Here is a 13,075-nt window from a genome sequence, read left to right as displayed (position 1 = left end):
GATAACAATTCTTTACCCCCGTGATGTGTCAAGGGGTGACATATCACCGGGGGTTTTCATTTTGTATTAAGGTTCCAAAGGCTAAGTGAAGCAAACGAATGGATATGGCCGGCTTGGATGACATAGGAGATTGGAATAAGATTCATCCCGAACTTTCTTCGTTTCACCCAGAGGTTGTGGGGCTTGCTCCTCTAATGTATAAATCCTGACAGAGACTTCGATATTGTAAGATAGACAGCTTACCGTTGACATATTCATTTTGAATATAGTCTAACAATTCATTGGCATGATTGGGCTTCCGGCGTTTTTCCTGAATGTAATGGAGGATTAAAACTTCTATAGTCACACACTCACCTTACTTGACAAGTATTTTTTTCATTAACAATATAACACGGTAATTCAAGTAATTATCATTTTTTGAATATTTTAACTATCGACATTTTTATACAAATATAAGAGCGGTTAAATTCGAACTTTGCCGAAAGAAGCCATGGCCGGTGAAAAATAAGCATTTACCCGTAGTTATTAAGGATTTGCACTGAGATTGCTTCTTCCTCCTCTCCAAGTTATATGGAGAGAATTTAGTTATTGACCGTTTCATTTCACTGCAGTCACCCGCTCATCAAGGGCGGTCCGCCCTTGATGAGCGGCGCATCTTTTCGAATCCACTTTGTAATAGGTTGATGGGAAATGATCTTGCATATGTAAGAGTGAGAGTATGAGGGAATGGGAGTCTATCATCGTTCGTAAGGAAACATTGCCTTGAAGAAGAAATACATAAGGAAGGTATAAAGGTTTCGGAATGAAATCATCCCGAAACCTTTTTGTTTATGAACGGCAATCATTGAGGTGTAAGGGGTAATGACTAAATGAACATCATGCCTGGACTTTTTGAACGGAAAATGGCGCTCCCTGAAGTTCGGCTGCCTCTCTCTTAATGGAGAATATATAAGCGGCCAGGCCTAAGAGGGCTGCAAAAATCAGCATGGCAATCGATGTACTGAAGTCCCCGCCGGAAAGATCGCGCAGCCAGCCCATGATATAACTGGAGAAGCCGCCCATGATATTGGTGAATCCAAGCAAGCCAGCGGCACGCCCGGCCGTTTCTGGCGTTGAATATTTAACCATGAGCATATTGCTCAGATGGAACACTCCGCCTTGGGCACCCATTGCCAGTCCCATGCATAGCCCTGCCAGAATTGGATTTCCAATGAAGACGGCCACTGTCAAAAAGATAGCCGTCATCGCAAATAGAAGCGAGGCCATCAAGCTGGGACGCCGCGTCTTGTCTGCTAGAAATCCGCATGCCAGGACAAAACCAAGCGCAAATAACCAGGAAAGGGAAGTGATGCTCGACATTCCTTCCTTTTCGAAGCCTTTTGCTTCTATAAGATAAGTAGGAAGCCAAATACTTATTCCGAAAAACAGGAATGAACAGACAAGCATACCGAACCAGACGATCCAGAAGCGATGATCTTTGGCGAAATTTTTAGCCTCGGATGGTTCGCCGTTCTTGTCTTCCTCATCCTGCTGGCGAATGAAAGCCAATTCTTCTTTACTTAACCGGGGGTGCTCCTCCGGGGTATTTCTCGTCATGAAAATGAACATCGGGATGTTGATGAATAAGTTGAATGCTGCGAGCATGAAGAAAGCAGCTTGCCAGTGAAGTAAAGAGATAACAAGCACCAATATAATGGCCCCTATCGCTGGCCCTAAATAGTTGCCAGTAAGCCAGGAGGACTGGGCCCTTCCTAATTCACGTTTATGAAACCAGCTGGAAATGAATTTCCCCGATACGGGAATCATCATGCCTTCCCCGAATCCGAGTATGATCCTGCTAATCAGGAACACTTCATACGAATTGGCAAGGCCTGACGTGATCATGGTAAGTGTCCATATGAATAAACCGGCAATGGCGGTTTTTCGGGCCCCCAGTTTATCGATGATGAATCCCCAAAAAAGGTTTGAAACTCCATAGGCAATCGTGAATACGAAAGAAAGAAGACCGATTTTTGCATTTTTATCATCACCTGTCATACCGAGTGCATTCAAGAATTCTGGATCTGTTTGAATGATGGAAATGCCAACCTTATCTATTTGTCCGAAAAACCAAAAGAAAAAAATTGGAACGGCAATGTACAACCATCTTTTTTTCCCATTTAACACAACACCATCTCCTTGTCGATTTTAGCATGACTTAAAACACTTACCATCAAGAATAAGTGAATGTCGGATCTTGGTTTGGATTGTCCCCCTTATCCGCCGCATCCCGCCTTTCTTTAATGAAACTAAAGGTGACTTTTCTGGGTGATGTTTTGTAAGCAAAACAACGTTTCACTTTCTTAACGATAAAATAAATAGAATTGATTGTCAATTTAATATTTTGATAATTTTATATTTTTAGAAAATAGTTCCGGACTGTCAGGTGAGAATGACAGTAAAAAACAACTAATCAAACCGGGAAAAAGAGGATAAGCAAGATGATTGGGAAAATGCAAGTGGTAATGATGAAGAATTTGGCTCTCGCTTATTAAGAGGTTTCCGCTTCAAGAAACCCGCTTCTCTACCGAATTATGAAATTTTACGTTTGTTTTTATTTTCAAACTTAGATATATTTGGAAGGTGATAAGTCTTGATCAAGCAGTGCTTTGGTCATTGCAAAATGCCGAAAGGACTGAATCACCCAAATAGTTTTATATTCGTAAATATGCTTTAATTAACAAATAAGCAATTAATCTATTCATTCGTGATAATAAAAAGGATTGGGAGGTTTAAAAATGTCTATCAGGCACTTGGAAAAACACTCGATTCACTATCTGGAATCGGGAGATGGAAAGGCGCTCGTCATTTTGCATGGCTTAGGAAACAATTCACAGTCATGGAAGCAACAGCTCAGTCAGTTGAAGGAAGATTTCAGGGTAATTGCCTGGGATGCGCCAGGTTACGGTGAAAGTTCTGATCCAGAGGAAGAATTTCAGGATTTTTCGCAGTTTGCGGATGTGTTGAAGGAATTTCTTGAGAGTCTAGGTTTGCCATCGGTGTACCTGCTCGGCCATTCGATGGGATCGGCCATTGCGCTCGATTTTACAAGCAGGTTTCCGAAGATGGTTGAGGCGCTGATCATAGCGGATGCGACGCGGGGAGCGGCCGGGGTAAGCTCTGAGGAAAATAAACGGAAACTTCAGAATAGATTACATTCGATTAATACGTTAAGGCCGGAGGAACTTGCGAGGAAAAGAGTGAAGGCGCTCTTATCGTCAAATGCTTCTTCCGGGGTAGTCAAGGAAGCGGAACGGATCATGTCGCAAGTACGCCCAGCTGGATACCGGTCCGTATCGTACGCTTTATCGAATGTAAACCAAATGGAATTGCTTTCATCCATATCCGTTCCGACCTTAGTCATTTGTGGTGAATTGGATCTGGTCACGCCTGTTAGTGAATCAAAGGTTTTTCATGAGTTGATTCCCCATTCCGAATTGGCCATCGTCCCGAATACCGGCCATTTATGCTATCAGGAAGATCCGGTAACATTTAATGAAATTGTTACCGATTTTTTGAAGCGGCACTTGGCAGACCATACATAATAAGTGACTTGAAGATTGTGGTTTTTTGGAAAAACGAGAAATGAGATGAATATACAACTGGAGGAATACGCGAATGGTAAGCGAAGAAAAAGAAAAAGAGAAATATAGTGCTAATTCATTGGTGAGAGGGCTGGAGATCATTAAGCTATTCAATGAATCACAGCCGAATTTGTCTCTTTCGGAAATTGCAAAACAACTGGGTGTGAGCAGAACGGTTCCATACCGGTTATTATTTACGTTACAAAATATTGGCTACCTATCACAGGACGAACATACAAAACGGTATAGTTTAACCCCAAAAGTGCTGGAATTGGGATTCAGTTATTTGAATAGCCTGAAATTCCAGGAAATTGTCCAACCATATATGGAGGCACTGCGTGATGAAATAGGAGCCTCCTGCCATCTTTCCATTTTGGATGGACAGGAAGTCGTTTATGTTGGCAGTGCTCCGATCAGAGGCGTTTCCGCTGTCAATGTGAACATCGGCTTGCGGCTGCCTGCACATGCGGTGGCGAATGGGAAATTACTTTTGGCTTATCAACCGAAAGAAATGCTTATGCAAATGATCAAAATATCGAACCTTACACCTTATACGGACAAAACACTTACTACTCCTGGGGAATTCATGAAGCAACTGGAGGCGATTCGCCAAAATGGTTACTCGATGACAAGCGGGGAATTCCACCCCGGCATCCGTTCTGTAGCTGCACCTATTTTTGATAGGAATGGTAAGGTACTGGCTGCCTTGAATGTCGTGGCGACAGAATCGGCTTATCAGGCAGACTTCATCGATAAAATCGCCCTGCCGAAACTGCTGGAAATTTCCCGGCAGTTATCCGTGTACATGGGATATAGTGGAGCAAAGCCATTTCAACATGAAGATGTCTGAAGAGATGTATACGATCAAAAATGTATCAACCATTATAAAAATGTGGATTCCTAAAACTTGGGTGTCCACATTTTTTTGTGGAAAAAAGACAGATTCTGCCCTAGTAAGCAAAAAAAGTGCCAATCGCGCAGGTAATGTAAAATGTTTTTAATATTCCAAAAATTAATTGACAATGAATGGGATTCGTTTTAGTATTAATTTATAAATGAAACATTGTTTTGCCAATGAAACATAAACGCATAAAAGGAGGATTTTAATAATGACAAAAGAGACTTTTTCAGTGAAGGATTTCGAAAAAAAATATGTTGCAAGGCTGAAGGATCGGACGCTCGATTGGAACGTCCTGAAGTTCCAGGAAGAAATCGATCCGGCATATAAGCGTGCACAGATGAGATATATCGGACGTGGTGCCACTGCGAATAATGACACAAATGTCATTGCAGGTGAACACTTCACCCTCAGTACGATGGTGCTTCCGCCCGGTTGCATCGGGCCTTTGCACCTTCACGATGATGTTGAAGAAGTATTCTTCATCCTTGAGGGGGAAGTTACGGCCTTGATCCAGGAAGATAGTTACAGTGAAGTGCATGAGATCAAGTTAAATGCCAGAGATTGCATAAGCAGTCCTCCAGGAGTTTATCGGGGAATCAGGAATGACGGGGATGTTGAAGCTCGGATGCTTGTCATGCTTGGGGCGGTGAAACCTAACCTGCCGACATACCCTGAGGGAAGCGAGCTTGAGGAACTTCGGAAACAACGCTCGAAAGAAAGAGAGGCCATCATTAAAGACTGATCATTTACACGAAAAGGGCACCTGCATTATGAAAATTAATCGGGCGCCCTTTTCGATTATCTTGTTATTTCCGGTCCATGCATTCTGTTAAAAAGTAATCTATTTTTATGGGAGGGAGAAAAAGATGCTTGGAATTACCCATTTACGCCATATTGGCATGATCACGCCGAACTTTGATGAACAAGCAGCGTTTTATGAAAAGGTTTGGGGCTTGGACAGGGTGCCGGCCCCTGAAGAGAACACCGTTTATTTCCGTGGTGCTGGCCCAGAACATCATATTTTAAGTCTTCATAAGGGAGAGCAGCGTGGCCTGCACCACATTTCATTCGGGATGGTTGATAAAAATGCCGTGGATCGGGCGGCGGGAATTTTACAATCGAAGGGTGTTCGAATCATCGATCAACCGGGATATTTGGATGAAGCGGGTGCAGGTTATGGATTACGCTTCGTTGATCCGGAAAACCGGGTGATCGAGCTTTCAGCTTGGGTCGAGGTTCAAACCTCAATTTGGAACAAGAAGAATGTGGATCCAGTGAAACTGAATCATGTTGTCATGAACACGAGGGATTTGGATATGATCGTAAAGTTTTATACGGATATCCTTGGTTTTAAAGTTACCGATTGGAGCGAGCATCAAATGTCTTTTCTAAGGTGCAACAGGAAGCATCATTCCATTGCTTTCAATCAAGAAGGCCATGCTTCCGTAAACCATATTGCCTATGAGGTTGATTCCGTGGATGAGCTGATGCGCGGAATAAGCAATGTTCGGAAAGCCGGACTTTCCGAGCTTTGGGGGCCTGGACGTCACGGACCGGGTGACAATATTTTCTGTTACTTCCAGGACCCGGGCGGTTTTGTCATGGAGTATACATGCTACCTGGAAACGATTGAGGATGAGGCGGAATGGCGAGCGCGTGTTTGGAAACGTGTCCCGCATTTAATGGATCAATGGGGTATTGCAGGTCCGCCGAAACCTGAAGCGCGCAAGGCGATGGGCGGAGAACCTGATTTGGGCTGGGTGGATGCTTCCACAAGTGAATCCATCATGTCGGAAAAATGAGAGGGATTTCTAATCTCCTCCCGTATCCTTAAGGCACAAGAAGATTAGGGCAGGGTAATTTCTAAAGAAGAGGGTTTCGAAAAGGAGTGACAAGATGGATTTGGGCCTGCAAGGAAAAGTGGCTGTCATCATGGGCGGCACATCGGGCGTTGGTTTGAAAACAGCAGAAATGTTTTTAGCTGAAGGCGCGAAGGTGGCTATATGCGGCAGAAGCAAGGAGCGTATGGATAATGCTCAACGTCATTTGCTCTCACTAGCTGATGAAGAAGATATTTTTGCATCAATTTGTAATGTCACCTCAAGAACGGAAGTGGATTCCTTCATTGATGGAACGGCAAAAAGGTTCGGCGGGATCGATATATTGGTGAATGCCGCCGGGCAAAGCGTGATGGGTCATTTTTTTGACATAACGGATGAACAGTGGGATGAACAGATTCAATTAAAGTTTTTTGCAATCATATATGCCGTTCGCGCTTCGCACCCGCACCTTGTCAAAAGAGGCGGAGGACGGATCATCAATATTAATGCAACGCTAGCTAAAGAACCGGAGCGTCACATGGTGGCGACTGCAGCGGCAAGGGCTGGTCTCTTGAATTTAAGCAAAACGCTGTCCCAGGAACTGGCCTTTGACAATATATTGGTGAATTCTGTAAGTCTCGGATTGATTCGGACCGATCAGTGGGAGCGGAGAAGAATGAAAAATGCACCGCATATGGATGCGGACGAGTATTACAAAGATCTTGCGAACAAGAGGAATATCCCGCTCGGGCGTGTAGGTGAAGCGGAGGAAGTCGCCAGTGTCATCGTTTTCCTTGCTTCGGAAAAAGCAAGTTATGTGGCGGGTTCAACGATTGAAACGGCAGGAGCGATTGGAAAGGCACTTTAAATATTACTGAAAAGGTAGGATTACGCGATGAATATAATAGAAGAACTGGAGTTTACGACTTCCGATTCCATCGTGAAGGAGCTGGTTCATGCAGGTGTTGAGGTAGCCTTTGGTATCGTCAGCATTCACAATATGCCGATTTATGATGCGATTCTTAGAGATGGAACGATTAAACTCGTTTGTTCACGCGGAGAGAGCGGAGCGGTCAACATGGCCGATGGATATGCTCGTGCAACGGGGAAATTGGGCGTTGTGATTACCAGTACAGGTACAGGAGCTGGTAATGCCGCGGGTTCATTGGTGGAGGCATGGGCTGCGGGGGTACCGCTTCTTCACCTTACGGGGGAGGTCGCTTCCGCTTACCTTGGAACAGGCAAAGGATACATACATGAGTGCAAGGACCAGCTGGCCATGATGGACGGTGCCTGCAAAAATGCAGTAAGGCTTAGGAACCCCTCCCAAGCTGGAGCAGTCGTAAGGCAGGCAATAACCGAAGCATTGACGGCTCCAGCCGGACCGGTTACATTGGAAATCCCCATCGATTACCAATCGGCCATCATCGATGATCTTTCAGCCGATAAGCTTCAGGCTCCAGAGTTTGAAACGAAAACGGCAGCCATTATTCCTGAACGGGTTATGGAACAAATCGCAAAAGCACGGCGGCCGGTGATATGGTCCGGAGGCGGGGTCATAAGCGCCAACGCTTCGCAAGAGCTGCAAAAATTAGCCGAGCTTTTGGGCGCAGCAGTCATAACCAGTCAATCAGGAAAAGGTTCGATCCCTGAAAACCATGAACAGTGCATAGGGCATTTTGCTGCCTATGAACAAACGAAAGAGTTTTTGAGGAATGCCGATCTATTGATTAGCGTAGGCGTAAGATTCAGGGGAAATGAAACCTCCAACTGGAAGGTGCCGGTCCCCAAAGCTCATATAGCGATTGATGCAGATTGGCAGGCAATCAACCGAAACTATAAAGCCACGCTAGGTTTGGTTGGTGATGCAAAAGATATGCTGGCAGCGATCATTCATAAGCTTGAGGAAAAATCAGTGCACCCGGCTCCTTCTTATTTACAAGAAGTCCTTACTCTTCGTGATGAAGTGCGCGCTCAACTCCGTCTCACCCTTGGCCCTTATGAACAATTTGTCGTCGGGATGAGGGAAATATTGCCTCAAGACACCATTTTGGTCCGTGATGTAACGGTTCAGGCAAACGTATGGGGCAGCCGGCTGTTTGAAATCCATGAACCGAGGACATCCATTCATGCATCAGGGGGCGGAATCGGTCAAGGGCTTCCAACGGCGATCGGGGCACAAATGGGCTGTCAAGATAAAACCGTCGTTCTCATGGCAGGAGATGGGGGGTTCATGGTCAATATCGGGGAAATGGTTACGGCAGCGGAAGAAAATTTGCCAATCATCATCGTATTGTTTGATGACTCTGGTTATGGGGTACTTCGCAATATTCAATCTGCTGCGTATGGAAGACAGGTAGCTGTGGATTTATTGAGCCCTGATTTTGTGCAACTGGCTGAAGCGATGCATTTTGCTGCGGTTCGAATCGGCTCAGGAGATGAATTCGTATCCGAATTGAAAAAAGCGAAAGAAAGACGCAAGCCCTCTATGATCGTCGTTGATATGGAAGCCGTGGGGCCAATGGCCAAGCCTTTTGGCGGTCCTCCTGGTGCTGCCGAAGCCTTTAAACCAAAAAAATTATGATGGGGGACCTTAGAATGATTTCGACATACCCATTTGTTTCAGGTAAATGCCTAATTGATGGAGCATGGATAGAACAAGGGGAAAAAGTGGGGGTAATCAATCCTGCAAACACTTCTGAAGTTGTAGGGCAAGTGGCAATATGTTCTGGGGACACCGTGAATGAAGCAATTGAAGTGGCAGAAAAGGCCTTTGATACATGGTCACGCTCGGATGTGAGCGACCGGGCTGACCGGATGAATGCTGCTGCGGTTGAATTGGAAAAAATTATCGAGGAAAATGTTACAATGTTTGTACGGGAAAATGGCAAAACACTTGTTGAAGCTAAAAAAGACTTGGTACGGTGTGTGGAAGTCATGAGGGGCTGTGCAGCAGAGCTGCTGAATTGGTGGAAACCAGAAGAGGTTGCAGGTAAACAAAAAGTCCAAATCAGAAGAAGGGCGAGAGGGGTCACGGCCATTATCACGCCATGGAATTCCCCGATGATATTAACCTTCAAACGGGTGATACCTGCTGTTTTGGCAGGCAATGCCGTTATCGTGAAACCTGCCACGAATTGCCCGCTGACGATCATGACCTGCTTAAAAGTCGTGGCTGAACATTTTCCCCCGGGAGTCATCAATATAGTGACAGGTTCAGGAAAAGTGATTGGGGATTTGGTTTGTTCCGATTCCCGTGTCCGGACAGTGGCATTCGTCGGGAGTACAGAAACCGGAAAGGAAATCATGAAGAAATCGGCGCCGAAGCTGCAGAACGTATATATGGAACTCGGAGGGAATGATCCGGCGTTAATCATGGAAGATGCCAATTTGGATGAAGCGGCGATCCAACGTTTGAGAATGGGGATTTTACGGGCTTCCGGCCAAGTATGTTCTGCGGTTAAGCGAGTGTATGTCCATTCATCACGACATGATGAGGTTGTTGGAAAGCTAACCAAAGAGTTTAGCAGGGTGGTGGTCGGTGATGGCATTCAGCCTGACGTAACCATGGGACCGTTGAATAATAAGGCACAATTCGATTTCGTGCAAGGCTTGATCGAGCGTACGGCCAATGCAGGCGGAAACATCATCACGACTGGCATTCAACTCAATCCGGAAACGTGGGATGCTGGCTACTATATGCTCCCGTCCCTTGTAACAGGCGTCAATCAGCAGAGCGAATTGGTACGGGTCGAGCAATTCGGACCGATCATCCCCATCATCCCCTTCAATGAAGAGGAAGAAGCCATAAGGCTTGCGAATGACAGTGAGTTTGGCCTGCGTGCATCCGTTTGGACAGAGAACGTGGAAGTAGCCATTAAATTGGCAGATCGCCTGGAAGCTGGAGCGGTCTTTCATAACAATCATACGGTGTTCAGTGATTTGGCCCTTGATTTCCCTGGCTTAAAAGAAAGCGGTGTCTCCCGGGAAACAAAACATTGCGGACTTGAATTCTTTGCAGACTCTTACGGGTTTGCTGATTGAGGAAGGATGAAATGACATGAGATTGGGTTTAATCGGATGCGGAAATATCGGGAAATTTCTGCTTCAAGCAATAAATGAAGACGGACTTCTTCCCGGCAGCAAAATCGTTGCGATCTATGCACGCCGTGAAGAAATCGCTGCCCCACTATCTGATGAATTCAAGGCAAAGGCGTATGGGGATGTCGATGCAATCCTGAAATCGGATGTCGATTTAATCATTGAAGCAGCGACGGTTGAAGCTGCGAAGGATTACGGATTGAATGTGCTGAAAAGCGGCAAGGACCTTTTGCTAAGCAGTATCGGGGCGATGGCTGATCCTGATTTTGCCGAAAACGCGAACAAGCTTTGCCAAATGAATAACGTTCAGCTTTTCCTTCCGTCAGGTGCGATCGGAGGTCTTGATATCCTTAAATCGGCAAATGCCATGAATGGACTTGAAACCGTCTCCATCACCACGAGAAAACCGCCAAGCGCATTGCCGGCATGTTCATCATTGGCAAACGAAAAAGTGTTATTTGTTGGTTCTGCTGCAGAGGCCATCAAGCAGTTTCCGAGAAATATCAATGTTGCGATCGTTTTGTCTTTGGCCGGACTTGGATCAGAGCGTACGAAAGTGAAAATCATTGCCGATCCCAATGTGGTGAAAAACATTCATTTGATCGAAGCGACTGGCTCGTTCGGGAAACTGAAGCTTGAAGTGGAAAACGAACCGTTGCCCAATAATCCGAAAACCAGTTATCTTGCGGCACTAAGTGTTTTGGCGACGCTGCAAAACAACGAAAAATGCGTTCAAATCGGATAATGAAAAATGGACTGAAAGCCTATCGAAAGGAGAGAAAAAGTATGATTAAAACGGATAAACCATTGGAAGAAATGTCCAAGCGGCAAGTGGTAAACCATTTATACGATACGGTCAAACCAGAGGAAGGAGTTATACCTGCCTATCTCCTTGGCGATCCAAAGGTGTATGAAATCGAACACGAAAAAGTGTTTTTGAAAACCTGGGTTTTTGTCGGCCATGAATCTGAAGTTCCCAACAAAGGAGACTTCATGACCCGTGAACTTGCTGGTTACTCACTGATCATCACTCGTGATGGTGAAGGGGAAATACGGGCATTTTATAATATGTGCACGCACCGTGGAATGAAGCTTTGCCGGGCTGATAAAGGGAACAAGTCGATGTTTACATGTCCTTATCATGGATTTAATTTCAAGAACACAGGTGAGCTTGTGGGGGTTCCGCTGCAAAAGGACATTTACGGCGGGACGCTTGACCGCACAACGATGGGTTTGCACAAAGTCAAACTTGAATCTTACAAGGGCCTTTTGTTCGGGACCTGGAATGAGGATGCAGAGCCGCTTGAAGATTTTCTCGGAGATATCAGATGGTATTTGGATATCCTTGTCGGCCGGGCAGAAATGGAAGTGATCGGAGTCCCTCAACGATTTGTCGTGAGTTCCAATTGGAAGGTGGGGTCCGATAATTTCGTTGGTGATTCCTATCACACGATGGTTACACACGGTTCGATAGCAAAACTGGGGATGGTGCCGAGTGCAACTTATTCGAAGCGCGGTTTCCAAATCCATACCGAAAATGGACATGGCCTTAACTTGGGAACGCCCAATCCGGACTTTGCATTCCCTGAAGAATTGAAGGCAGAATTTAAAAGCAATTTGTCTGTAGAACAATACGGAGTATTATCGAACTTGAAGAACATGATTGGAAACGTTTTCCCGAACCTGTCTTTTTTAATTTCCCATACAAAAATCAAAGACCAGTTCATCTCAAACACCTCTGTCCGAATGTGGCGGCCGATCGGTCACAATAAGATGGAAGTGATCGCTTGGATGCTCGTTGAAAAAAACGCCTCACAAGATTGGAAGGACCGTTCAAGGGATTCTTTTATCCTGACGTTCAGCCCCTCCGGTATTTTTGAACAAGATGATACGGAGGTGTTTACGGATATCACGGAAGCCGCTCAAGGCCCGATGCCTTTCCTTAAGAATCTTACTTATAACTATACAATGGGCCTTCACCGGGAACCTGTTGAATTCGTAGGACCCGGGGTTGCTTATGATGATAAATTCACGGAAGCGAGCCAGCGGAATTTCTACAAATACTGGCTGGAATTGATGACGAAATGATAAGAGGGAGGAGGAAGGGAAATGAACATGGAAGAAATGCTGGTTAAGTGCCAATTTGAGCAATGGTTATATGATGAAGCACAATTGCTGGATGATATAGAATTTGATCATTGGTTCGATCTTATGCACCGCAGCCTTCGCTATCAAATGCCTGTACGTATCAACAAGGAAGGAGTGGAACGTCCGGATTATTCCACTGACATGTTCACATTCAATGATGACATCGAGCTGCTGAAGCTGCGTGTGGATCGCTTGAAAACGGATTATGCCTGGGCTGAGATACCGCCATCGAGAACACGGCGATTTGTCTCCAATGTACGCGTAAAAGACTATGTAGAAGGTGAAAAAGCTGTCGTGAAAAGCTATCTGCTCATCTATCGCAGCCGCAGCACCGATATTAAACATGATTTGATTTCTGGGGAACGCAATGATGAATTCATCTTCGAAGAAGGTAACTGGAAGCTTTCCAAGCGGATTTTCATTGTTGACCAAACAACGATAAATACTAGGAATCTTGCAATTTTCATATAACTGATTGAAGG

At 45.2% G+C, this 13,075-nt stretch carries 12 protein-coding genes; 10 read left to right on the top strand and 2 right to left on the bottom strand.

Annotated elements, in window-relative coordinates:
* Positions 1–163: 163 nt before the first annotated feature.
* Both yppF and AS888_RS07235 read right to left on the bottom strand, forming a co-directional pair.
* A complete protein-coding gene (gene yppF, locus AS888_RS24935; RefSeq protein ID WP_081092341.1) occupies positions 164–346 on the bottom strand; it encodes a YppF family protein in 183 nt (60 codons plus the stop codon).
* A gap of 530 nt (positions 347–876) precedes the next feature.
* Positions 877–2,166 (bottom strand): MFS transporter, encoded by a 1,290-nt coding sequence (locus tag AS888_RS07235; RefSeq protein ID WP_061141482.1) that lies wholly within the window; start codon positions 2,164–2,166, stop codon positions 877–879.
* Between the two features lie 611 nt (positions 2,167–2,777).
* Here AS888_RS07235 and AS888_RS07230 point away from each other — a divergent pair.
* The 10 genes from AS888_RS07230 (at position 2,778) to AS888_RS07185 (ending at position 13,064) form a co-directional block, all read left to right on the top strand.
* Complete coding sequence (locus AS888_RS07230; protein WP_061141481.1) at positions 2,778–3,584, top strand: alpha/beta fold hydrolase; 807 nt, start codon at positions 2,778–2,780, stop codon at positions 3,582–3,584.
* Positions 3,585–3,657: 73 nt separating this feature from the next.
* Positions 3,658–4,473: an IclR family transcriptional regulator gene (locus tag AS888_RS07225; protein ID WP_061141480.1), complete on the top strand. Its 816-nt coding sequence runs from the start codon at positions 3,658–3,660 to the stop codon at positions 4,471–4,473.
* A 259-nt stretch (positions 4,474–4,732) separates the two neighbouring features.
* On the top strand, positions 4,733–5,266 hold the full coding sequence (locus tag AS888_RS07220) for a cupin domain-containing protein (protein ID WP_061141479.1): 534 nt from the start codon (positions 4,733–4,735) through the stop codon (positions 5,264–5,266).
* A gap of 124 nt (positions 5,267–5,390) precedes the next feature.
* Positions 5,391–6,326 (top strand): VOC family protein, encoded by a 936-nt coding sequence (locus AS888_RS07215; protein WP_061141478.1) that lies wholly within the window; start codon positions 5,391–5,393, stop codon positions 6,324–6,326.
* A 94-nt stretch (positions 6,327–6,420) separates the two neighbouring features.
* Positions 6,421–7,212 carry an SDR family oxidoreductase gene (locus AS888_RS07210; protein WP_061141477.1) on the top strand — a complete coding sequence of 264 codons (792 nt, stop codon included), beginning with the start codon at positions 6,421–6,423 and terminating at the stop codon, positions 7,210–7,212.
* Between the two features lie 27 nt (positions 7,213–7,239).
* Positions 7,240–8,928, top strand: a complete 1,689-nt coding sequence (locus AS888_RS07205) for a thiamine pyrophosphate-binding protein (RefSeq protein ID WP_061141476.1) — start codon at positions 7,240–7,242, stop codon at positions 8,926–8,928.
* A gap of 14 nt (positions 8,929–8,942) precedes the next feature.
* Complete coding sequence (locus tag AS888_RS07200) at positions 8,943–10,388, top strand: aldehyde dehydrogenase family protein (RefSeq protein ID WP_061141475.1); 1,446 nt, start codon at positions 8,943–8,945, stop codon at positions 10,386–10,388.
* Positions 10,389–10,404: 16 nt separating this feature from the next.
* On the top strand, positions 10,405–11,190 hold the full coding sequence (nadX, locus tag AS888_RS07195) for an aspartate dehydrogenase (protein ID WP_061141474.1): 786 nt from the start codon (positions 10,405–10,407) through the stop codon (positions 11,188–11,190).
* A gap of 41 nt (positions 11,191–11,231) precedes the next feature.
* Complete coding sequence (locus AS888_RS07190; protein ID WP_061141473.1) at positions 11,232–12,533, top strand: aromatic ring-hydroxylating oxygenase subunit alpha; 1,302 nt, start codon at positions 11,232–11,234, stop codon at positions 12,531–12,533.
* Positions 12,534–12,554: 21 nt separating this feature from the next.
* Entirely contained in the window at positions 12,555–13,064 is a 510-nt protein-coding gene (locus tag AS888_RS07185; RefSeq protein ID WP_061141472.1) for an aromatic-ring-hydroxylating dioxygenase subunit beta, read from the top strand.
* Positions 13,065–13,075: the final 11 nt, after the last annotated feature.

Source organism: Peribacillus simplex (assembly GCF_001542915.1).
Classification (GTDB): domain Bacteria; phylum Bacillota; class Bacilli; order Bacillales; family DSM-1321; genus Peribacillus; species Peribacillus simplex_B.
Note: the sequence above shows the minus strand (reverse complement) of the source record. Positions and strands in the feature narration are given on the sequence as shown.

Coding starts and splice junctions, on each gene's coding strand:
- nadX (WP_061141474.1), top strand. CDS start 10,405: ATGAGATTGGGTTTAATCGGATGCGGAAATATCGGGAAATTTCTGCTT.
- AS888_RS07230 (WP_061141481.1), top strand. CDS start 2,778: ATGTCTATCAGGCACTTGGAAAAACACTCGATTCACTATCTGGAATCG.
- AS888_RS07215 (WP_061141478.1), top strand. CDS start 5,391: ATGCTTGGAATTACCCATTTACGCCATATTGGCATGATCACGCCGAAC.
- AS888_RS07210 (WP_061141477.1), top strand. CDS start 6,421: ATGGATTTGGGCCTGCAAGGAAAAGTGGCTGTCATCATGGGCGGCACA.
- AS888_RS07190 (WP_061141473.1), top strand. CDS start 11,232: ATGATTAAAACGGATAAACCATTGGAAGAAATGTCCAAGCGGCAAGTG.
- AS888_RS07205 (WP_061141476.1), top strand. CDS start 7,240: ATGAATATAATAGAAGAACTGGAGTTTACGACTTCCGATTCCATCGTG.
- AS888_RS07220 (WP_061141479.1), top strand. CDS start 4,733: ATGACAAAAGAGACTTTTTCAGTGAAGGATTTCGAAAAAAAATATGTT.
- AS888_RS07185 (WP_061141472.1), top strand. CDS start 12,555: ATGAACATGGAAGAAATGCTGGTTAAGTGCCAATTTGAGCAATGGTTA.
- AS888_RS07200 (WP_061141475.1), top strand. CDS start 8,943: ATGATTTCGACATACCCATTTGTTTCAGGTAAATGCCTAATTGATGGA.
- AS888_RS07225 (WP_061141480.1), top strand. CDS start 3,658: ATGGTAAGCGAAGAAAAAGAAAAAGAGAAATATAGTGCTAATTCATTG.